Genomic DNA, 22076 nt, shown 5'->3' on the forward strand with positions numbered 1-22076 from the left:
CTCGATGCCCTTGTCGCAGAGTGGATGACGGCAACAGCAGTAAGCCCCCTCTTGGTTAGAGGAGGCTTACTGGGTCTGCGGGTTACTTGGCGGCGCTGTCCGAATCAGAGCTTGCGGTCTTGGCTTTCTTGCCGGTCAGACCTTGGGCGGCTTTCTTGAGCCCGTCGGTGGCCTTCTTGATTCCGGCGTTGAGGTTCTTGGCCGAATCGCGCACGTTGTTGGTGACGGCCTTGCGTGCATCGGTGCGGGTGTCGGCCTTTACCAGCTTCGGCTTCGCCCGGGTTTCGACGGCTGGAGCGGTCGGCTCTTCCTTTGGTGCAGAAGCAGTTTCGTCCACTTCGAGCTTTGACGTCTCGGGTGCGGCGGCCAGCGCCAATGTTGTGTCGGGTTCCACCGCCGCTGCAGCCGTGGGGAGGCCGGCCCTGAACGGCTTGGCAAGCAGGGTGCGAGCGCTCTGGATCGACGTGTAGGCACTGCTGGCGCTCGCCACCACCGCGGAGCTGAGGTTCGCCAGGCCATGCTGCACGGCATTGGCGGCAGCCTCGGGGCTACCGGACGCGATCGCCGTCCCGACCCCCTGGATCGCCACGAGACTGGTCCGGGCGATGTTGGCGAACGCGAGTGCCGGGACCGTGACAAAGCTCCACGCCACCTGATAGACCAGCGGGCGGACCAGAGCCTGCATGACTCCCGCGTCGGCCGACAACATGTTCTGCAGCTTCACCACCTGGCTGAACAGCCCAAGGAAGGGGCCGATGAATGCGGGGACGACGGCGTCGTACCCGCCGACGAGGTCGCCGGCCGCATAACGTTCGGCAGCCGCCTGCAGGGCAGGCGGTAGGTTGGTGGCCACCTGTGAGGCCGCGTTACCCAAGCCGGTGGCGATCTCGCCGAGTGTTTTGCCGTCGGCACCAGCCCGGGCGATGATCGCGTTCAGAAGCGGTGCGGGAGTGGCTGTCTCGTTGGCGATCATGAGTTGGACCAAGGCACTGGCCTGATCGAAGACCGGGGTGAACACCTCGATCGGGTTGTCCAGCGCGGTCATCTGCACCGCGCGCGTTTGGACTTGGGTTGGGGGAGTTATTGCCGGGGTGACGGCGATGACGCTGGCGGCGGCCAGCGCTACGCCGGCAGCGGCATAGGGCCTCAAGGCGAGTTGCACTGCGTTCTCCTTGTGTTGTTGCGGTCTGCACGGGACGGCGGGACCGGCGTGAACGTACAAGGAAGACCGGAAAATGACATTCGCATTCTGTGCGACGTTCGAATTATTGACCTGAGGCCTGTGCTGCCCGGAGAAAGCAGTAAGCCCCCTCTTGGCGTGAGGAGGCTTACCGGGTCCGCGGGTTACTCGGCGGCGCTGTCCGATTCGGAGCTCGGCTTGTCTGCCTTCTTGCCGCCCAGGCCTTGGGCGGCCTTCTTGACGTCGGCACCGATCTTGTCGACGGTCGCCGAGACCCGATCACTGATTGTCTTCGCGAGGTTGGGGGTCTGGTCACCGCGTTTCCCGGTGAGCCCTGTCTTGCCCGGCACCGCCTTGGCGCTGGTGCGGACGAGGGTCGATTTCGCTTCCGATCCTGGTGCTGCGGGCTCGTCTGCCGTGGCGGGTGTTGCTGTCTCCGTGGATGTTTCGTCCCTGAGGCTGACGACTGCGCTGGATGAGAGTGCAGGCACTCTGGCCGCCGGCGCGCCCTCGGGAATCTCCCGTGGCGGCGCGCCGAGGGCCTCGGCGATGGTCTCGCGCGCGAGCACCAGGTGCTTGACCACGCCGTTGATCAGCCCGGTATTGCCCTCCGGATAGCCACCGATGAGGAACCCGCTCGCGATGTTGGCGGGTGCCGTCAGGATTGCGTTGACCACCGCTGTCGGGTCGCCGGAGCCGGCGGCGTCGACGATGCTGCGGATGGACGCCGTCGCCGCCCCGACTGTGCTGTTCGCCGTCGCGAGCACGTCAAAACCCAGTCCCATGACCATCATTGGCGTGGTGGCGATGACGTTGGCGATGTTCTGACTGATCGCGACGGGGATCTCAAGGGCCGGGATGAGCGGCATGCCCACAGAGATCACGGAACCCACGACCACGTTGTTCCACAGCGTCGAGATCGCCGCGGCGGGATCACCCGCCATCAGTTGCGTGGCTGCCGTACTCAGGTACTCGGGCACCTTCTCCAGGTTCCACAGCAGATTCGTCGCTCCGGTCACGGTGCCCATGGCCAGGATGTTCGCGTACCAGAATTGATTGGCCAGGACCTGGCTGAGGATGGGCGTCGGGTTGCTGACGATCGGGGCAACGGCGTCCATCACGTACGCCGCGGTCAGCATCGCGAAGTACTGATAGGCCTCGGCGGGCGTCAGCTCCGGCGGTATGGCGCTCACCGCGACCCCTGCGGTGGGTTGACCGTCGAGGGTTTGTACCGCCCCGGAGAGTTGGACTGACGAGTATTCGACGGCGCGCTGTGGCGCCTGGGGTGGGGCAGCCGATATCGGGGTGACGGCGATGACGCTGGCGCCTGCGATCGCCATTCCGGCCGTTACGTAAGGCCGCAGTGCGTGTGGCAACGGTGTCTCCTTCCTGATGCGTGATGCCGGTCACTCCGGCTGACGGCGAACGGTATCTGAGAATCGTCTGAGATAGATGCAAATGTGGCGAACCTGGGTAGGTTCGCTGTCGCCAACTCGGGGAGGCGGAAGAATATCTGCAGTTCAAGCGCGATGCCACTGGCTGGAGCTGGTTTGTTGCGCCTTGAAAGAGTTGGATCGATAGTGCCCATTTGAGTAGCTGCCGAGCGGCTCGGCGCGCAGTGCCGGTGCGCGGCAGGGACGGCTTGAGCCTGTCGATACCCTGAGTAGCGTGCCGACACCCCTTCGCCGCGCCCGCCTGACGGTCGGCGCGCTCGTTTCGGTGCCGGCGCTTCTGTTCAGCGGCTGCACGGTCAGCCCGCCGCCGGCCCCTCAGAGCACCGAGACCACCGAGACCACGCCGCCGCCTCCGGTGAAGGCCACGCAGATCATCATGGCCATCGATTCGATCGGGCCCGGGTTCAACCCGCATCTGCTGTCAGATCAGTCCCCGGTGAACGCGGCGGTGGCCTCGATGGTGCTGCCGAGCTCGTTCCGCCCGGTTCCCGATCCGAAGTCGCCGACGGGTTCGAACTGGGAGCTCGATCCGACCTTGCTCGAATCGGCCGAGGTGACCAGCGAGAACCCGTTCACGGTTACCTACAAGATCCGTCCGGAAGCGCAATGGACAGACAACGCGCCCATCGCCGCCGACGACTACTGGTACCTGTGGCGCCAAATGGTCAGCCAGCCAGGCGTAGTCGACCCGGCCGGCTACGACCTGATCACCGGGGTGCAGTCGGTGGAGGGCGGCAAGCAGGCAGTAGTGACGTTCTCGCAGCCCTATCCGGCATGGCGGGAGCTGTTCAACGACATCCTCCCCGCCCACATCGTCAAGGACATCCCGGGTGGATTCGGTGCCGGTCTGGCCCGGGCGATGCCCGTCACCGGCGGGCAGTTCCGGGTGGAAAGCATTGACCCGCAACGGGATGAGATCCTGCTGGCCCGCAATGACCGGTACTGGAGCGTGCCGGCCAAGCCCGATCTGGTGCTGTTCCGGCGAGGTGGCGCGCCGGCGGCACTCGCCGACTCCATCCGCAACGGCGATACCCAGGTCGCCCAGGTGCACGGTGGCGCAGCCACTTTCGCGCAGCTGAGTGCCATTCCCGATGTCCGCACCGCACGGATCGTGACGCCGCGGGTGATGCAGTTGACCCTGCGCGGGCAGCAGCCCACATTGGAGCAGGCCCAGGTGCGCAAGGCCATCTTGGGGCTGATCGATGTCGACCTGCTGGCATCAGTGGGTGCGGGTGACGACAACACGGTGACCTTGGCGCAGGCGCAGGTGCGTTCTCCGTCGGACCCCGGCTACGTACCGACAGCACCCCCGGCGATGTCGCGGGAAGCCGCGCTGGATCTGCTGCGGGGTGCCGGCTACCAGATCGAACCGGCGACCGAGCCGCCCGCACCGGGGGCGCCGCCGGCGCCCGACAACGGCAGACAGCGCATCACCAAGGACGGCGCCCCGCTGGCGTTGGTGCTCGGCGTGGCATCCAACGATCCGACCTCGGTCGCCGTCGCCAACACCGCGGCGGACCAACTGCGGAACGTGGGAATCGACGCGTCGGTGCTGGCGCTGGATCCCGTTGCGCTCTACGGCGATGCGCTGACCAACAATCGCGTCGACGCCGTCGTCGGCTGGCATCAGGCCGGGGGAGACCTGGCAACCAGCCTCGCCTCGCGTTACGGCTGCCGCGCACTGGAAGCGACCGCCGTCTCGACGGCGGTTCCCGGCGTCGCACCCTCGCCGTCGTCACCCAAGCCGACCACGAGTGCCGCGCCCGCGCCGGCCACCACACCGACACCGACGTCGACTCAGCCCATCCCGGCGCCGGACTCGGGTGAGCTGGTCCAGGCGCCGAGTAACATCACCGGCATCTGCGACCACAGCATCCAGCCGAAAATCGATGCGGCTCTGGATGGTTCGCAGAACATCGCCGAGGTGATCCAGGCTGTCGAGCCCAAGCTGTGGAATATGTCGACCGTCCTTCCGATTCTGCAGGACACCACGATCGTCGCCGCGGGACCGAGCGTGCAGAACGTCAGCCTTACCGGCGCGGTGCCCGTCGGCATCGTCGGCGACGCGGGCAGCTGGACCAAGGGACGCTAGAAACAACAGTGGACCTCCTCATGAGAGGAGGCCCACTGAGTGATGCTGGATCAGGCTGCGCCGCTTGAGCTGGAGCCGCTTGAGCCGGCCGATGACGACCCGCCGGCCTTGGCGGGCTTGTCGGCCTTGGTGCTCTTGCCGCTCAGTCCTTCGGCGGCCTTCTTGAGTCCGTCGGTGACGTTCTTGACGGCTCCCTGAACGCCGTCGCGGACCTGTTTGGCTGAGGTGGAGCGCTTGGTCGACAGGGTCTTGCCGGGCTCGGCCTTGAGGCTGTCCTTGACCACCGGGGTGCTGACGCCGGCCGACGGGTCTGCGGCAGCGGAATCCTCCGCAGCAGGACCAGTTTCGGCCGGAGCGGCCTCAACGGGCGCGGCGGCCGGTGCAGCCGCTACCGGCGCGGTGACCGCTGCCTTCGGGCTCACATCCAGCGTCACGACCTTCGATGCCGAGGCCACGGTGGCATCGGCCGCTGCACGCGCCTCCTCGGCGGCCGGCGGAGTGATTGCGGCAGCGATCATTTCGCGGGCTTGGCGCAGCGTGGACAGGAGTCCGAGGCCGGGCCCGATCACGCCGCCGCCGGTTGCGTCGCCGTTGAGGAGAGCGTTCGTGATGACCGCGGGGCCGCTGAGCATCGCGTTGACGACACCGATCGGGTCGCCCGCCCTGATCGAATCGACGATGTCCTGACCGACATTGCCTGCCGCGGTGACCGTGCCGTAGCCCACGTTGAGCAGCCCGAGCACCGGGAAGATCACGGCAGTCTGCGTGTCCACGACATTGAGCAGGTTCTGGATCGGCTGCCTGATGGCGGCGGTGATCGGCTCCAGCAGTGGCAGACCCGCGTACAGCACCGGACTGAGCAGCGCACCCCAGGTGTTCGACACCGCTCCGTTGATGTCGCCCGCCAACAAGTTCTCGAACGCCAGCTGCAACGTCGCCGGAATGCCGTATGGATTACCGGGGTCAAGGATCTCGGCAAGACCCGCGCCTGCGCCCTGCAGACCCGCCGCCAGACTTTGGACAGTGCTGATCTGGTTGGCGATCACTTGTCTCAGGACGGGGGCTGGGTCGGCGAGTTCGGTGCTGACCAGAGTCTGCAGATTGGTGAAGGTGTTGGTGAACAGCGCGGTGTAGGCCGCGATTGGATCGACCGCCGCCGAGAGGTTCACCTCAGCCGATGAGATCGCCGGTACGGCGATGTCCGGCATCGGCGGTGCAACCGGACTCATGGCGATGGCACCCGCTCCGAGTAGCGCGACGCCAGCGGCGAGATAGGGATGGGCTACGTCTTGCATTGCTTCTCCTCTGAATCAATCCAATCCCCCGACGAGGCAGAAGCTACCTGAGAGTAGCTTTACAAAAATGAGAATTTGAAAAGTCGATTTTTGCCGTTGTCGGCTGGCTAATGAGGTCGTAAGCAAAGTGAACTAGCTGTTCGAGACGGTAGTGAGCAAGGTTAAGCATTTTTGCGGGCGACAAGCGACTTTTGCGATCAAAACCAGACAGCTGTGAATGCAAGCCGACTCCCCGCCGCGTTGCGACGGGGAGTCGGATGCCATTTGAGCGGTGGTCGTTCAGGCTCCGTCGTGCGAGCCGGCGCCCGCGCCTGACGATGACGACCCGCCGCTGGCCTTCTTGGCGGTGCTGCTCTTGCCGCTCAGTCCTTCGGCGGCCTTCTTGAGTCCGTCGGTGACGTTCTTGACGGCTCCCTGAACGCCGTCGCGGACCTGTTTGGCCGAGGTGGAGCGCTTGGTCGACAGGGTCTTGCCGGGCTCGGCCTTGAGGCTGTCCTTGACCACCGGAGTGGTGACATCGGACGACGTGCCCGCGGCAGCGGAATCCTCTGCGGCCGGCGCGGTTTCGGCCGGTGCCGCTTCTGCCGGGGCTGCGACGGGAGCAGCGGCCGGTGCCTGCGGAGCGACGTCCAAGGTCACCGTGGTGGCCTTGGCTAGGGGTGCTGCTGTCACAGCGGCAGTCTCGGTGTCTGGCGGGGCGATGAGAGTCGCGACGTACTCGCGGGTGTTACGCAATATCGCGACCAGTCCCGAAGTCCCAAGCAGCCCTTCGTTGATCATGGCGTCGCCGATGACGGCAGGCGCCGCCGCCATCGCGCTCAGGACGCCCAGCGGATCGCCGGCCCTTGCGGCATCGACGATGTCCTGAGCGGCGCTCGCGCTGGTACTGAGGGTCGCATAGACCGGGACGAGTAGTCCGATGACCGGCCCCAAGAGGACTTGTGGGTCCGAGAGCACCTTGCCGAGGTTGACCACAGGTTGTGCGATGGCGTGCTGCATGGCCGGCAACAGCCCTGCGAGACCCAGGGCGTTGAGGAGTACCGCTTGCCATACCGCACTCACCGCGCCTTCGATATTGCCCGCCGACAGCTCCTCGAATGCCTCCTGGAATTTCGCGGGGAAGCTGAACGGGTTCGACGGGTCCAGAGATTTGGCCAACGATTCGCCAGCCGCCTGCAGCGCGGTGGCGATACCGGTGGCGCTGTCGATCTGGTTCGCGACAACCTGTTGCAGGATCGGTGCTGGGTCGGCCAGTTCGTCGCCGATGCGGGCTTGCACATTGGTGAAGGTGTTGGTGAACAGGTCGATGTAGGCCTGGATCGGATCGGTTGCTGCCGAGAGATTCACCTGAGCCGCTGAAATCGCGGGCACGGTGATGTCCGGCATCGGCGGCGCGACCGGACTGATGGCGATGGCGCCGGCGCCGAGAAGTGAGACACCGGCTGCGAGATAGGGACGGGCTGCGAGCTGCATGGGCTTCTCCTGTAGATGGATCCAATCTCCCGACGAGGCTGAAGCTACCTGAGAGTAACGTTACAAATTTGCGGCTTTGAAAAGTTGCATTCAATGTCAATTTCTCCGCTACCAAGGTCATGAACAAGGCAAACTAGCTGCTAGAGCCGGGTGATTAGGTGATCTTGATAGACCGCTGGGTGCTGACGTCAAGCCGTACTGCGGGTCTCGCAAACTGGTGTCATTGAATGCAATCAATTCGCTGTTTTCCCGCAGTGGCGCAGAAACAAAGGGTTGCAGCCCGTGAACTCGTGGGCCATCCTTTTTGCGCAGTCAAAGTCCACGATGCGGTGTGGTGACGCTGCGGCGTGGGCTGTCCCGGCGCCGGAACTGTGGGTTCGGCAGGCCGACGATGCATCCCCGACGGTGTTCGCTCGGATATTGCGTAAGCAACCAAATGTCGTAGCCCGCCACTTTGTGACGCGGAAGCGAAGCGTGGCGCCTCGGCACACATATCTGAGCGCCAGCTGAGAACTTCCTCAGAGGCGTAGGCCCCCTTCATCGGGTGGATGAAGGGGGCCTACCGGTAGTGCCGTGGGTTAGTTGTTGTCGGCGCCCTTGGCGGAATCCGCCTTCTTGGCGGCGCTCTTCTCAGCTCCGACCTTGTCCTTCTTGAGGCCGTCGGTCAGCTTCTTGACCGTGGACTTCACCTGGTCGCGGACTGCCTTGGCGGAGCTCGCCTTGGCCTGGCCCTTGGCGGCCTTCGGCGATGCCTTCGTCGACAGCTTGGTGGCGACCGGGGCGGCGTCGCTGTCGGTCGCAGAGGCATCGGTATCAGTCACAGGCGTGGTGTCCGGCGACGCCGTTGCTTCCTCGGCCGCTGGCTCCTGCGTCGTCGAAACAGATTGTGGCGCAGCAGGTGCCGCGCTGATCTCTTTGGGCTGTGCGACGTCGAGTGTCACCGTCTTTGCGGCGGGGGCCAACGTCGAACTCAGCGCGACGGCCGGCGCAGCGCCGAACAGGTTGTCACGGTCGGCGCCCGGGGTGGCCATCGAGTCGGCGATCTGGGAGAACGCGTTGAGCACCGCCGAGATGGTTCCGCCACTGATGAAGCCATGTTCTGGGCTCAGAATGCCGGCCATGAACGTGGGTGGCATGCCGTCGCCGTTGTCGATCTCGAATCCGTTGAGCAGGGCACCCGTGATGGTGGCGGGAGCATTCACCAGGGCTTCGACGAACCCGGCCGCGTCTCCGGTGGTCGCGGCGGCAGCCAGGTTCTCGAGCACATATCCGTTGGCTGAGGCGGTCGCCGTCAGCGGTGACAGGACTCCGTTCAACAACAGCGCCGGTGCGCCCTCGGGAAGGTTGGTGACCAGGTTCGCCAGGTTCGTGAACGGCTGAGCGATCACGGACCAGGCGCCGGGCACCCATTGGTTGCCCACGAAGCTGAGCAGCGGTAGTCCAAGCATCAGAGGGCTTGTGACCAGGGCAGCGAAGCCATTCTGGAGATCCCCGGCAGCGATCAGGTCGAAGGCGCCCTTGACTGCGGCCTGGAAGCTCATGAAGTTCTCGGGGTCGAGGGCTGCGGACAAGCCCTCGACGAGTCCCTGTGTCGCAGTGCCCAAGACGTTCGCACTGTGCAACTGGTTGGCGATGATCTGCCGCAGGATCGGGGCGGGATCCGCCGCCAACTGTTCGCCCAGACCGCCCACGTTCTCGAAGGCGGCTCCGATGACGTCGGCCCACAGCTGCAGGGGATTGGCGGCGGCGGTGAGGTTCACCGCGGCCGATGAGGCGTCGATCGCTGGGAGGTGAACATCCGGGGCGGGCGGGGCCAGCGGGCTGACGGCGATGGCGCCTGCACCGACGAGTGCGACACCTGCGGCCAGGTATGACCGAGAAGCGAGCTGCATTGGATCTCCTTACGGGAGTAGAGCGGCAGGCCCCCACCGAGCTGATGGAGGGGGCCTGCCGGTGGTGCTGTTGGTTACTTGCTGTCAGCGCCCTTGGCGGAGTCGTTGGACGATTCGGCCTTCTTCGGAGTGCTGGGCTTGTCCTTCTTCAGCCCGTCGGTCAGCTTCTTGACCGTGGACTTCACCTGGTCGCGAACTGCCTTGGTGGAGTTGGCCTTTGCCTGGCCCTTGGCGGCCTTCGGCGATGCCTTCGTCGACAGCTTGGTGACCCCGTCATTGTCGGCTGCGGATGTACCGGTGTCGGCCTTGGCGTCAGCGTCCGTGCCGTCGGTTGCCGGTGCGGTCGAGGTGTCTGTCCCAGTGCCAGAAGGGTTGTCCGCCTCGGTCACTGGCGCAGACTCGACCTTCTCGGCCGGCGTGGTCACCGGCTCGAGCGCGGTGGTGACCGCCGTGGTGGCCGCGATGGCGGGAGCCGGTGCGACCAGAGCCTTGGGGAGTTCGATATCCGGGAAGGGCACAGGCTTGGGGGTGATCTGCTTGAGGGCGTTGGCGAACGAATCCGCGATGTAGTTGCCCATGCTGATGGTCTGATCCACCTGGTAGGCGACATCCGCCGCGAGGTCGGCAACGCTGTGCTGCACCGCATTCACGAAGGTGCCCGGATCGCCCGAAGCTGCAGCGGCCAGCACGCTCTGGGTGCCGGCGATGACCTGCTTCACCAGGGGCAGGGGGTAGCCGGGGAGGTCGAATCCGATACCGACGGTTGCCGAGGCCACCGCGACCAAGAGGCCGAGGGTCGACTCCGTGGCGGCGTCGATGACCGGCTGCGGAACGCCGAGAACGTGGCCGACAGCATTGATCTGGGGGTTCACGGTTTCGAGCATGATGTTGATGATCGGCTGCACACCCGGGCCCATGATGGCGTTGATGGCGCCGTTGGGATCGCCGGCGGCAATCAGGGCGCCCGCGGCCTGCAGGGCATCGGGCAGTCCGGCGGCGAGCACGCCGAGGTTCTCGACGAGTGCGTTCATCGCGGACGACGTGCTCTCCCCGAGAGCGGCGAGGTTGGGCCCAATCTCCTGGGCGGTGATGACTCCGTGAGTCAGTGCCAGTGCAACAACCAGGACTGGGTCTGTGTTCGCGAACACCTGCACGCCGGTGGCCACATTGGTGGCGAGCTGGCGCAGGACCGGGAGCGGATTGGTGGTCTGGCGTTCGATGAAGTTGCTGAACAACGTTTGAGTGGCGGCGATCGCCGGCTCGAAGACGGTCAGTGGGTTCTCGATGGCGGCCGTCAGCGCTACGGGCATGTGCGCTTCTGGAACGGGCGGAGCCATGGGGCTGACTGCGATGGCGCTGGCACCTACAAGTGCCACCCCCGCGGCCAGGTACGACCGAGCAGCGAGTTGCATTGAATCTCCTTACGGGTGCGTAACTAAGGTCGGCGCAGAAGTTACCCCAAAGTAAGTTTGGTTGTCTGCAAATTTTCTTAACTATTTTTCAGCTCGGTGGAACCGCTGCCAGGCCCCGCAAATCAACCCGGGGTATCTGCGATATTGCTGGTAATGCGCATTTTGCGAGGTGGGACCCCGCCGTTGCGATACCCGAAGTAGCGATATTTGGGCTAGCGCTAGCACTGCTGTAGCAAATAAATGACATAGACCGTCAATAGGTTGCCAGCGAAGCGCCGGGCCGCTGCGCCGGCCAGGTTACCCAGCGGTAATGCGGGGGCGGCGCCGGCCGGGGAGTTAGCGCGCGCACAGTGGACACAAAGGTGTGATCTGTAAAACACGGGCGTCCCGGATGCGGCGCCCGACACTAATGGGACCGCCGGTCTCGGTATTCGCGCGATGCTTGCATTGGCAACGAAGTGGCAGTCTCGGTCAGTTTCAAAAACTACGGATTTCGTTGCCGGGGTTTGCCCGCGGCCGGCCTGTCGACGGCTAATTCGTCGCGCCGCTCGGCGAGTGATTGGAGCCCATGTGCGGCCAGTGCGGCGGCCAGGAACGGCAACAGCACCCACAGCGGCGGCCGGGCAAGTTCCCACACGAACAACGCGGCCCAGATGGGTGCGCGCTGCGTCACCGCGAGCACACCGGCCGCGCACGTCAGCGACACCGCCGCGACGCTGACGGGGCGAAGGTCCAGAGTGTTGATCGCCAGCGCGATGAGCGAACCGAGCGCGGCGCCGGTGGCGAGGGCGGGCGTGAGCATGCCGCCCACCGCGCCTGCGCGCAGGAAGATCGCCGTGAGGGCCGGCTTGAGGAGCAGGATCACCGCGGCAGAACCGAGCGTCATGCCGCTGTCGAGGCTCACCGTCAAGATGCTCTTGCCGTTGCCGGGGAGTTCCGGCCACCAGATCGAACCAAGGCCGACGAGCAGGCCCGCCGCGGCAATGCCCGGGATGATCAGCCACGACGTGAGCGTCGCCGCGGGCCGTGCCTTCGCCATGATTCGGTTGAAGGCTGTGCCCACCGCGAACGCCAGGGGCGCCAGGACCAACGCGAACCCGGTCAGAAAATACGACAGGCTCGGATCCGGCCAATCGAGCGGAGCCCGAACATGTGTCACCGGAGCCGCGACAGCGACTGCCAGTGCCGAGGTGATCAGAGCGGCACCGACAGCCCGTGGATGCCAGGTGTGCATCATGATCCGGATCGCGAACAAGGCGCCGCCGACCGGCACGCTGTATACCGCTCCCAGTCCGGCCCCCGCGGCGCAAGCGAGCAGGATCTGGCGGTCCTCGGGTGTCAGGGCCCACCGCGAGGTGCCGGCGTCGCCGAGCACCGCGGCAACCTGCCGGGGCGCGCCCTCACGGCCCAGGGATGCGCCGGAACCCACCACCAATACCTGCAGCGCGGCGTCGAGCGTCAGCGAAACCCGGGGGATGGCACGGTGATTGGCAATGGTCGACGCCAGCCCGGGGACCTCGTAGTGCCGACGCAGGATCCACCAGCCGAGCCCGGCCAGCGCCCCGCCGATCATCGGGCCGACAGCGCGACGTACCGGGCTGCTGCCGGTCACGCCGTCCAGCAGCGAGCCGAACGCGTAGGCGTAGGTGAGGTGTTCGACGAAATGCAGGAGAACCGTCGTGGCCATCCCCGCCACGCCCGCCAACAACCCGACGACGATGATGCTGCAGCCGAACTCAAGCTCACGGCGGGTCACGTGAGTGAATGTATGCGCGATGCCCGGATTCGTCAGCGTGGTACGCCGAGAACCGGTGACGTGAGTCTTCTCGCGCCGTCGCAGGCACCCGGCTATCGTCGGTCCCGATGCCCAGCGAAACGCCCCGCCTGCTGTTCGTTCACGCCCATCCGGACGATGAAACCCTCACGACCGGTGCCACGATCGCGCACTACGCCGCACTCGGCGCCGAGGTGCAGGTGGTGACGTGCACGCTCGGCGAGGAGGGAGAGGTCATCGGTGACCGCTACGCGCGGTTGGCGGTGGACCATGCCGATCAGCTCGGTGGATACCGGATCAGCGAGCTGACCAAGGCGCTGAGCGCGCTCGGCATCGGCGCACCCCGGTTCCTCGGCGGCCCGGGCCGGTGGCGCGACTCCGGCATGGAAGGCTCACCGGCGCGCAAGCAACAACGGTTCATCGATGCCGATTTCGACGAGGCGGTCGGTGAACTGGTGCAGATCATCGAGGACCTGCGCCCCCACGTCGTCGTCACCTACGACCCCGAGGGCGGATACGGACACCCCGACCACAAGCAGGCCCACCGCGTCACCACGGCGGCCGTCGACGCCGCCGGCTGGACCGTTCCCAAGTTCTATTGGACGGTCATGGCGAGCACCGCGATGCGGGCCGGTCTCCAGAACCTGCAGGACGTTCCCGAGGACTGGATCCGGATCGAGGTCGGCGATGTCCCGTTCGGGTACGCCGACGACCAGATCGACGCGGTCGTCGACGCCACCGCGCAACTGCCGGCCAAGGTCGCCGCGATGCGCGCGCACGCCACCCAGGTCACCGTCGCCCCCGACGGCCGCGCATTCGCGCTGTCCAACAACCTCGCGCTGCCGCTCATCGGTGAGGAGCACTACGTGCTCGTGTCGGGCGACGCGGGGGAGCGCGACGAGCGTGGGTGGGAAACCGACCTGCTGCACGGAGTGAATCTGCAATAGCCAAAACTGGACGCGGTAAGCTCCGGTGAATCAGAGGCGTCGAAGGGACATTCATGGACCCCGATCTGGATCCGAACCTGCAGCACTGGCAGGACCGTGCGGACAACTTCCAGTGGGTGGTGGGTTCGCTTGTCGGTCTGCTCGACAGCATCCCGACCTGACCCCGCCCACGGACCTCGTGCCGGGTCGCATCGTCCTGGCGCTGCTCGCGGTTGACGGCATCATCTCCGCCGTCGTAGGTGCATTGCTACTGCCGTCGTATATCGGATCGATCCCATTCCCGGTGAGCGCACTGTCCGCCGGAGCACTCAACACCGCGCTCGTGTGGGCTGCCACGTACTGGACCGACTCCATGCGTGTGGCGGCGCTGCCGTTGTGGACCTGGCTGGCCACCGTCGTGGCGATGACCTTCGGCGGACCGGGCGGCGACATCATCTTCGCCGGTAGCGGGCTGATGGCCTACGGCTCATTGATATTCATCGCCGCCGGTGCGTTACCACCGGCGGCGATGCTGCGACGGCATTACCGCCGCTGACCTACTTCTTGTCGTTCTTGGTGCTGCCCGGCTTACCGCTGTCCGTGGACTGGCTCCCGGATGTCGTCGACGCCTTCTCCTTGGCCTTCGGCGTGGCCTTGGTCTTCGGGGTCACGCTCTTGACGGCGTTCCTCACCGCGTCACGGGTGTCGTCGCCAGCCTTCTTCGCCGTATCGACCGCATCCTTGACGCCCGTCTGTACCCGCGTCCGGACCTGGGTCGCACGGTCTTTCGCGCGATCCTGCACCGCGCCCGCAGCGGTGTCGGTGTCGGTGTCGGTGTCGGTGGTGACAGCATCCTTGACCGGCGTCTTCTCCGTCGGCGCAGGCGTGGTCAACAGCGACGCCCGTGCCGACGGCGGAACGCTGGTCACTTCCTTGGTGTCGACCGCGGCACGCCCGGGGGTGAAGTAGTTGATCTGATCGTCGACGTAGTTGCCGACCGCGTTGAGCGCATTGCTGCCGTGGCTGGTGATGCTGTCGCCGACGAACCGCGCCTCGGTGCCGACAGCCTCCAACAGGCCCTGACCGTCCTTCAGGACGTCGTTGAGGTAACGGTCCGGAACCTGGATCAGGTCGGTGGTCAGATCGACTCCCTGCGCGGACAGCGCGCTGACCAACTTGTAGTTGATGTCGATCTGCCGGCTGATGAAGTTCAAGCGCAGCGAATCGAGCACATTGTCGGCCCCGTCGACGACGAAGTTGGTCGCGTTGTGCACGAGGCCGTACGCGCCGTCGATGGTGTTGACCGCGGCATCGGTGACGAAGTCCGCGGGCGGCAGGACGACATCGCCGACGAGTCCGCGCAGGCCGGGGAACAGGGCGCTCGGCGCGGCCGCGAGCGTCTGCGTGGTGGCCAGCCCAGGGAATGGTGGCGGCAGGGGCGGGAAAATCCAGCCGAAGAAGTAATTGAATTCTTGGACGCCGAAGTTGATGGCGGTGCCGATCGAGGATCCGATCGCGCCGCCGATGCCGTTCCACCACACGGCGAGGTTCAGCGGATCGTTCACGATGGGAACGATCGCTTGGTAGAACACCGCGTCTGCGATTGGACGGATCAGATCGAAATAGAACATGTCGATCTGGGCGCCGATCAAGCCGGCGAACGGGACGCCCCAGCCGCCCAGCCAGTAGGCGATGTCCGACGCGTAGTCGACGCCCCAGTCGACCCAGCCTTGAATGCCCGTGTAGGCCCACGTCAGCCAATCACTCGCCGCGTTCTGGACACCGACCTCACCGGTGGCTGCTGCCGCGGGAGCCACCCCGAGCGCAGGTGCCGTCCCGGATTCCGAGGGCAGCTTGGGCGCCACCGCAGCGGTCATCCGGCTGGCGGCGGCGAGCAGATCGATCATGGCCTGCGTCAGCTGCGGCTCGGCGGAGGTCGGGTGCGCGGGGACGGCGATATCGGCCGGAGCTGCTTGAACGGGGGTGAGGGCGATGGCGGTGGCGGTGGCTGCGGCGGCACCCGCCACCAGATACGAACGAACACTTGTGGACATCACGACTCCTCCGGTATCCCCTTCCCGACGGAAATAACTTACGCGGTCGCCAACGCGTTCGTCGCACCTTTAAGTTGTGTGTCCACTAAGGGCCTCGCGCTGCAGGGACATGCGAGGTCTATCGTGGCCGGTATGTCGGGCGCATTGGTTTCAGAATGTGAGACGCGTGGATGATTGTGCAGAACGACGGGGTTACACGGGAGTGGCTCTGAACCCCCAGCACGGCGCCGATCTGCCCATCCCGGTCGTCCCACCGAAGCCTGCGCCAACCTCTGCGGCCCTACGGCGGGTACTGCGCCGGGCCCGTGACGGCGTGACTCTCAACGTCGACGAGGCTGCCATCGCCATGACGGCCCGCGGCGAGGATCTGGCCGATCTGTGTGCGAGCGCCGCTCGGGTGCGTGATGCGGGCCTGGAATCGGCCGGCCGGCGGGGAGCCAACGGCCGTCTGCCGGTCAGTTACTCGCGCAAGGTGTTCATCCCGGTGACGCACCTGTGCCGCGATACCTGCCACTACTGCACCTTTGTCACGGTGCCTGGCAAGCTGCGTGCGCAGGGCATGGGTATGTACATGGAGCCCGACGAGATTCTCGAGGTGGCCCGCCAGGGTGCCGAATTGGGCTGCAAGGAAGCGCTGTTCACCCTTGGTGACCGCCCGGAGGATCGCTGGGATGAGGCCCGGCAGTGGCTCGATGAGCGCGGCTACGACTCCACGCTGGATTACGTGCGCGCCATGGCCATTCGGGTGCTCGAGGAAACCGGGCTGCTGCCGCACCTGAATCCCGGCGTGATGAGCTGGTCGGAGCTGTCGCGCCTGAAGCCCGTCGCGCCGTCGATGGGCATGATGCTGGAGACCACGTCGCGGCGCTTGTTCGAGGTCAAGGGCGAGGCTCACTACGGCAGCCCGGACAAAGACCCGGCGGTGCGGCTGCGCACGCTCGACGACGCAGGCCGGCTCTCGATCCCGTTCACCACCGGCTTGCTGGTGGGTATCGGCGAGACGCTCACCGAGCGGGCCGAGACCATGCACGCGATTCGTAAGTCCCACAAGGAGTTCGGCCACGTTCAGGAAGTGATCGTGCAGAACTTCCGGGCCAAGGATCACACCGCTATGGCGTCGACGCCCGATGCCGGGATCGACGACTTCATCGCGACCATCGCGGTGACGCGCCTGGTGCTCGGGCCCAAGATGCGGATCCAGGCCCCGCCGAATCTGGTGTCGCGCGACGAATGCCTGGCGCTGATCGGCGCCGGCGTCGACGACTGGGGCGGCGTGTCACCGCTGACCCCCGATCACGTCAACCCCGAACGGCCCTGGCCGGCGCTGGACGATCTGGCTGATGTCACCGCGCAGGCCGGCTACGACCTGGTGCAGCGCCTCACCGCTCAACCGCAGTACGTACAAGCCGGCGCGGCATGGATCGACCCGCGGGTGCGCGGGCACGTCGATGCCCTGGCCGATCCCGATACCGGGTTCGCGCTGGAGGTCAACCCGGTCGGGCGGCCGTGGCAGGAGCCCGACGAGGCGTCTGAATCGTTGGGCCGGATCGATCTGCATTCGGCGATCGACTCCGAGGGCCGGCTGACGGAGACTCGCAGCGACCTGGACAGTGCGTTCGGTGACTGGGAGTCGATCCGCGCCAAGGTGCACGAGCTCGCCGCCCGGGCGCCTGAACGCATCGACACCGATGTGCTGGCCGCGCTGCGCTCGGCCGAGCGCGATCCCGGCGGCTGCAGCGACGACGAGTACCTCGCGCTGGCCACCGCGGACGGCCCGGCGCTGGAAGCTGTTACCGCACTGGCAGATTCGTTGCGCCGCGATGCCGTCGGCGACGACGTCACGTTCGTCGTCAACCGCAACATCAACTTCACCAACATCTGCTACACCGGCTGCCGGTTCTGCGCGTTCGCGCAGCGCAAGGGTGACGCCGACGCCTACTCGCTGTCCACCGACGAGGTGGCCGATCGCGCGTGGGAGGCCCATGTCGCCGGGGCCACCGAGGTCTGCATGCAAGGAGGCATCGACCCGGAGCTGCCCGTCACGGGCTATGCGGATCTGGTGCGGGCGGTCAAGGCGCGGGTGCCCTCGATGCACGTGCACGCCTTCTCACCCATGGAGATCGCCAACGGCGTGACCCGCAGCGGGCTGTCGGTGCGGGAGTGGCTGACCTCGCTTCGCGAGGCCGGGCTGGACACCATCCCGGGTACGGCCGCCGAGATCCTCGACGACGAGGTGCGCTGGGTCCTGACCAAGGGCAAGCTGCCGACGTCGGAATGGATCAACGTCGTCACCACCGCGCACGAGGTGGGCCTGCGCTCGTCGTCGACGATGATGTACGGCCACGTGGACACACCCAAGCATTGGGTGGGCCACCTCAACGTGCTGCGCTCTATTCAGGACAAGACCGGCGGCTTCACCGAGTTCGTGCCGCTGCCGTTCGTGCATCAGTCCTCGCCGCTGTATCTGGCAGGCGGGGCGCGTCCCGGCCCGACCCACCGCGACAACCGTGCCGTCCATGCATTGGCCCGGATCATGTTGCACGGCAGGATCTCGTCGATTCAGACCAGTTGGGTCAAGCTCGGTGTCGAACGCACGCAGGTGATGCTGCGCGGCGGTGCCAACGACCTGGGCGGCACGTTGATGGAGGAGACCATCTCCCGGATGGCCGGCTCCGAGAACGGGTCGGCCAAGACTGTGGCCGAGCTGGTCGCGATCGCCGAGGGCATCGGCCGCCCCGCCCGTCAGCGCACGACCGATTACTCGCCGCTCGCCGCGTAACTTTCTGCACCGCGAGGGGTCCCCTCAGCACCGCGAGCGTGCGTGTCTGTCGGTGGGCACGCCGTCAAACGTCAGCACTTTTCGCACGCTCGCGGGCTACGAGAGTGCGCTCGGGCGCGTCAGGCAGTTCACGTCGCGCCCGTCGCCGGCGGTTCCTGAATCCATCAGCCGACCGGTGAGGATCTCGCACGACAGGCTCGAAGCGTCGCCGATGGCCGGATCGGCTCCGATCATCTGGTCGCCGACACCGGAACTGAACAATGTCGCCTGGCCGCCGCAGTGCGAGCCGGTTTGCAGAGTGCCCGCCGATCCGGATGGGGCGGTGATGTCGATGCAGTTCGCGCCGGTCCATCGGACGACCGTGGTGTAGCCGGTCCCACTTGTGGCCGGACCGGCCTGGGCCGGAGCGCTGCCATATAGCGGAAGCCCACCGCCGCCCGACACGCTGCCCGACACAGATCCGCCTCCGGTCTCGCACGCAATGCCATCACCGTCGCGGTCAAGCTTCGCGCTGTATCCGGGTTGCCCCGCGTAGAGGGGAGCGGCGCCGGCGGCGCGGGCGGCAGCACAATTCGGGTAGGCGTTGGCGGCGGGCGCCACGAGGAGGCTGCTCGTTGCTGCAGCGCAGGCCAGGGTGAGAGTGAGCAGGCGCATGCCGGCGGCTCCGATCTTGATATTGACAGAAGTGCAAATTTCTGACCAGAGCATGCATCTTTCGATTCAAGATCGACAGAAAAATTCTGAAATTCGGGAATCGAATCGGACTGTGGTCCGGTTATTTCTGGGTGAAGGTGCCGGATCGACCGGCTTCGAACCAAGAACCTTCGAACCAAGAACCAAGGAGACACCATGACCGTCGCAGTAGCCACCGACCTGACAGCAGGCACCTGGGCCATCGACCCCGTCCACTCCTCGATCAACTTTTCGGTCCGCCACCTCATGGTGAGCAAGGTCCGCGGCAGCTTCGAGACGTTCAGCGGTGCCATCACCGTCGCCGAGGACGGCACCCCGTCCGTGAGCGCCTCCATCGACGTCACCTCGATCGACACCCGCAACGAGCAGCGCGACGCCCACGTGCGCTCCGCAGACTTCTTCGACGCCGAGAACTACCCGACTGCCACCTTCGTCTCGACCGGAGTGCGTCCCGACGGTGACGACTACATCGTCGACGGCGACTTCACCCTCAAGGGCGTGACCAAGCCGGTGTCGCTGAAGCTCGAGTTCAACGGCGTCAACCCGGGCATGGGGCAGGGCGCGGTCGCCGGCTTCGAGGCCTCGGTTGTGCTGAACCGCAAGGACTTCGGCATCGACATCGACATGCCGCTGGAGACCGGTGGCACCGTCGTCGGCGACAAGGTCACCATCACGCTGGAGATCGAGGCCCTCAAGCAGGCCTGATCCGTGCTCGCGAGCGTGCGCAAACTGCTGACGAATTGCGGTGTGTCGGGCGGCAGACGCGCACGCTCGCGGTGCGGTGCGGTGCAGGGCGGGCGGGGCGCGGGCTACAGCCGAGCGGCCAACTCAGTGCCCTGCTTGATCGCCCGCTTGGCATCGAGTTCGGCCGCTACGGCAGCACCTCCGATGATGTGCGGCTCGATCCCGGCGCCGCGCAGGGCATCCTCGAGATCGCGGACCGATTCCTGCCCGGCGCAGATCACCACGTTGTCGACGGGGAGCACCCTCCGATCGCGTCGCTCGGAACCGAAGCTGATGTGTAGGCCCTCATCATCGATGAGCTCATAGTTCACCCCGGAAAGCTGATGTACCCCTTTGGCTTTCAGGGAGGCCCGATGCACCCAGCCGCTGGTCTTCCCGAGATTGCGGCCCTGCGGCCCCTTGGTGCGCTGTAGCAGGTACACCTCGCGGACGGCGGGGGCGGGAAGGGGAGTGGTGAGTGCGCCCCGGGCTTCCTGGGGATCGGCCGCGCCCCACTCGGCCTTCCATTCCTTGAGATTGAGCGTCGGGGATTCGTCGGTCGTCAGGAATTCGCTCACGTCGAAACCGATCCCGCCGGCGCCGATCACCGCGACCGACCTGCCCACCGGCGCACCGGTAATGGCCTGGGCGTAGGTGAGCACCTTCGGGTGGTCGATGCCGGGAATGGCGGGAAGCCGTGGGGTGACCCCGCTGGCCAGCACCACGTCGTCGAAGCCGGACAGGTCGTCGACCCCCGCCCGGACCCCCAGCCGCACGTCGACCTCGAGCTTGTCGAGCATGGTGGTGTAGTACCGGATGGTCTGGTTGAACTCTTCCTTGCCGGGAATCCTTCTGGCCAAGTCGAATTGGCCGCCGATTGCCGACCCCGCCTCGAACAGGGTGACCCGATGGCCCCGCTGGGCGGCGCTGACCGCCGCCGACAGCCCGGCAGGCCCGGCGCCGACGACCGCTACGGACCGGGCCCGGCGCGTCGGACTCAGTACCAGCGTTGTTTCCCGCCCGGCCCGCGGGTTGAGCAGGCATGACACCTTCTTGTGCACGAACGCGTGGTCGAGGCAGGCCTGATTGCAGGCGATGCAGGTGTTGATCTCGTCGACCCGCTCCTCGGCCGCCTTGAGCACCCAGTCCGGATCGCTGAGGAAGGGCCGGGCCATCGAGATCAACTGCACGTGAGTGTCGGCCAAGGTCTGCTCGGCGGTCTGCGGCATGTTGATCCGGTTGGACGCCACCACCGGGATCGAGAGGTGTTCGGCCACCGCACTGCTGATGTCGACGAACGCGCTGTTGGGCACCGAGGTGACGATCGTGGGCACCCGGGCCTCATGCCAGCCGAACCCCGAGTTGACGATCGTCGCCCCGGCGGCCTCGACTTCGGTTGCCAGCGCGATGATTTCGTCCCAGCTCTGGCCGTCTTCGACGTAATCGGCCATCGACATGCGGTAGCAGATGATGAAATCGGAGCCCACCGCCTCACGCACCCGGCGCACGATCTCGACCGGGAAGCGGCGGCGCTTCTCCGGGGTGCCGCCCCAGGCGTCCTTGCGCTTGTTGGTGCGCGGCGCCAGGAATTGGTTGAGCAGATAGCCCTCGCTGCCCATGATCTCGACACCGTCATAGCCGGCCTCGCGGGCCAGCAGTGCGCAGCGGACGAAATCGTCGATGGTGCCTTGAACATCGCGCAGCGCACGCGGCCGGAACGGGTTGATGGGGGCCTTGATCGCCGAGGCGCTCACCGAAAGTGGATGGTAGGCATAGCGTCCCGCGTGCAGGATCTGCAGCAGGATCTTGCCGTCGGCCTCGTGTACGGCGCCGGTAATGCGCCGATGGCGCCGGGCTTCCGAGGACGACACGAGTTGTGAGGCGAACGGCAGCAGCCAACCGGTCTTGTTCGGTGCGTAGCCACCGGTGATGATCAGCCCGACGCCGCCGCGGGCCCGCTCGGCGAAGTACTCGGCCAGCTTCGCGGTGTCGCCGGCGCGGTCCTCCAACCCGGTGTGCATCGAGCCCATCACCACGCGGTTGCGCAGGGTGGTGAACCCGAGGTCCAACGGTGACAAAAGGTTCGGATAGGCCAGCCCCATGTCGGCAGGGTAGGTGGGACCGGCGGTCCTATGCAACTAGTTGCATGACATTGCCGGGGGTGTGAGTAATAGGCCGTGGCGACTAGTCGAGGTGTATCTGCGACGTTTAGTATCAGTTACTACGCGCCACCCTTAAATGGGTGGTGCGTCAAGTTAGGGCACACTGAGACGAGCGTCCAAGTATGGGCAACGCATACTGTGACGTCGACTCATCAGAGTCCCGAACA

15 protein-coding genes are annotated in these 22076 nt (G+C 66.0%); 5 read left to right on the forward strand and 10 right to left on the reverse strand.

The window, feature by feature from the left end; genetic code table 11:
• Positions 1-82: 82 nt before the first annotated feature.
• Both G6N57_RS13990 and G6N57_RS13995 read right to left on the reverse strand, forming a co-directional pair.
• A complete protein-coding gene (locus G6N57_RS13990; protein WP_133118403.1) occupies positions 83-1162 on the reverse strand; it encodes a hypothetical protein in 1080 nt (359 codons plus the stop codon).
• A gap of 182 nt (positions 1163-1344) precedes the next feature.
• On the reverse strand, positions 1345-2556 hold the full coding sequence (locus tag G6N57_RS13995) for a hypothetical protein (protein WP_133118404.1): 1212 nt from the start codon (positions 2554-2556) through the stop codon (positions 1345-1347).
• Positions 2557-2839: 283 nt separating this feature from the next.
• On the opposite strand from G6N57_RS13995, the gene G6N57_RS14000 reads away from it, so the two are divergent.
• Complete coding sequence (locus G6N57_RS14000) at positions 2840-4726, forward strand: ABC transporter family substrate-binding protein (RefSeq protein ID WP_407665983.1); 1887 nt, start codon at positions 2840-2842, stop codon at positions 4724-4726.
• A gap of 50 nt (positions 4727-4776) precedes the next feature.
• Here G6N57_RS14000 and G6N57_RS14005 read toward each other — a convergent pair whose 3' ends face one another.
• From G6N57_RS14005 to G6N57_RS14025, 5 genes are all read right to left on the reverse strand, one after another.
• The gene (locus tag G6N57_RS14005; RefSeq protein WP_077743019.1) at positions 4777-6021 is read right to left on the reverse strand and encodes a hypothetical protein; all 1245 of its coding nucleotides are present in this window, start codon (positions 6019-6021) and stop codon (positions 4777-4779) included.
• Between the two features lie 279 nt (positions 6022-6300).
• Positions 6301-7494, reverse strand: coding sequence for a hypothetical protein (locus tag G6N57_RS14010; protein WP_077743020.1), 1194 nt, complete (start codon positions 7492-7494; stop codon positions 6301-6303).
• A gap of 578 nt (positions 7495-8072) precedes the next feature.
• Positions 8073-9386, reverse strand: coding sequence for a hypothetical protein (locus G6N57_RS14015; protein WP_077743021.1), 1314 nt, complete (start codon positions 9384-9386; stop codon positions 8073-8075).
• 74 nt (positions 9387-9460) lie between these two features.
• The gene (locus G6N57_RS14020; protein WP_133118327.1) at positions 9461-10798 is read right to left on the reverse strand and encodes a hypothetical protein; all 1338 of its coding nucleotides are present in this window, start codon (positions 10796-10798) and stop codon (positions 9461-9463) included.
• A gap of 484 nt (positions 10799-11282) precedes the next feature.
• Positions 11283-12554: a chloride channel protein gene (locus G6N57_RS14025; protein ID WP_097926072.1), complete on the reverse strand. Its 1272-nt coding sequence runs from the start codon at positions 12552-12554 to the stop codon at positions 11283-11285.
• 107 nt (positions 12555-12661) lie between these two features.
• On the opposite strand from G6N57_RS14025, the gene mshB reads away from it, so the two are divergent.
• Positions 12662-13519: an N-acetyl-1-D-myo-inositol-2-amino-2-deoxy-alpha-D-glucopyranoside deacetylase gene (mshB, locus tag G6N57_RS14030; RefSeq protein ID WP_077743024.1), complete on the forward strand. Its 858-nt coding sequence runs from the start codon at positions 12662-12664 to the stop codon at positions 13517-13519.
• Between the two features lie 112 nt (positions 13520-13631).
• On the forward strand, positions 13632-14054 hold the full coding sequence (locus G6N57_RS14035; protein ID WP_077743025.1) for a hypothetical protein: 423 nt from the start codon (positions 13632-13634) through the stop codon (positions 14052-14054).
• Position 14055: 1 nt separating this feature from the next.
• On the opposite strand, the gene G6N57_RS14040 is transcribed toward G6N57_RS14035, so the two are convergent.
• Positions 14056-15552, reverse strand: a complete 1497-nt coding sequence (locus G6N57_RS14040; protein ID WP_162564009.1) for a hypothetical protein — start codon at positions 15550-15552, stop codon at positions 14056-14058.
• Positions 15553-15754: 202 nt separating this feature from the next.
• On the opposite strand from G6N57_RS14040, the gene G6N57_RS14045 reads away from it, so the two are divergent.
• Positions 15755-18331 carry a bifunctional FO biosynthesis protein CofGH gene (locus tag G6N57_RS14045; RefSeq protein ID WP_077743027.1) on the forward strand — a complete coding sequence of 859 codons (2577 nt, stop codon included), beginning with the start codon at positions 15755-15757 and terminating at the stop codon, positions 18329-18331.
• A gap of 96 nt (positions 18332-18427) precedes the next feature.
• On the opposite strand, the gene G6N57_RS14050 is transcribed toward G6N57_RS14045, so the two are convergent.
• Positions 18428-18985, reverse strand: a complete 558-nt coding sequence (locus tag G6N57_RS14050) for an excalibur calcium-binding domain-containing protein (RefSeq protein WP_077743265.1) — start codon at positions 18983-18985, stop codon at positions 18428-18430.
• A gap of 195 nt (positions 18986-19180) precedes the next feature.
• Between G6N57_RS14050 and G6N57_RS14055 the strand changes: the two genes are divergently transcribed.
• Positions 19181-19729: a YceI family protein gene (locus G6N57_RS14055; RefSeq protein ID WP_077743028.1), complete on the forward strand. Its 549-nt coding sequence runs from the start codon at positions 19181-19183 to the stop codon at positions 19727-19729.
• Between the two features lie 104 nt (positions 19730-19833).
• Here the strand turns inward: G6N57_RS14055 and G6N57_RS14060 are convergent, their stop codons facing one another.
• Positions 19834-21849 (reverse strand): NADPH-dependent 2,4-dienoyl-CoA reductase, encoded by a 2016-nt coding sequence (locus G6N57_RS14060; protein WP_097926075.1) that lies wholly within the window; start codon positions 21847-21849, stop codon positions 19834-19836.
• Positions 21850-22076: the final 227 nt, after the last annotated feature.

The sequence above is a fragment of the Mycolicibacterium boenickei genome (genome assembly GCF_010731295.1).
GTDB classification, from domain to species: domain Bacteria; phylum Actinomycetota; class Actinomycetes; order Mycobacteriales; family Mycobacteriaceae; genus Mycobacterium; species Mycobacterium boenickei.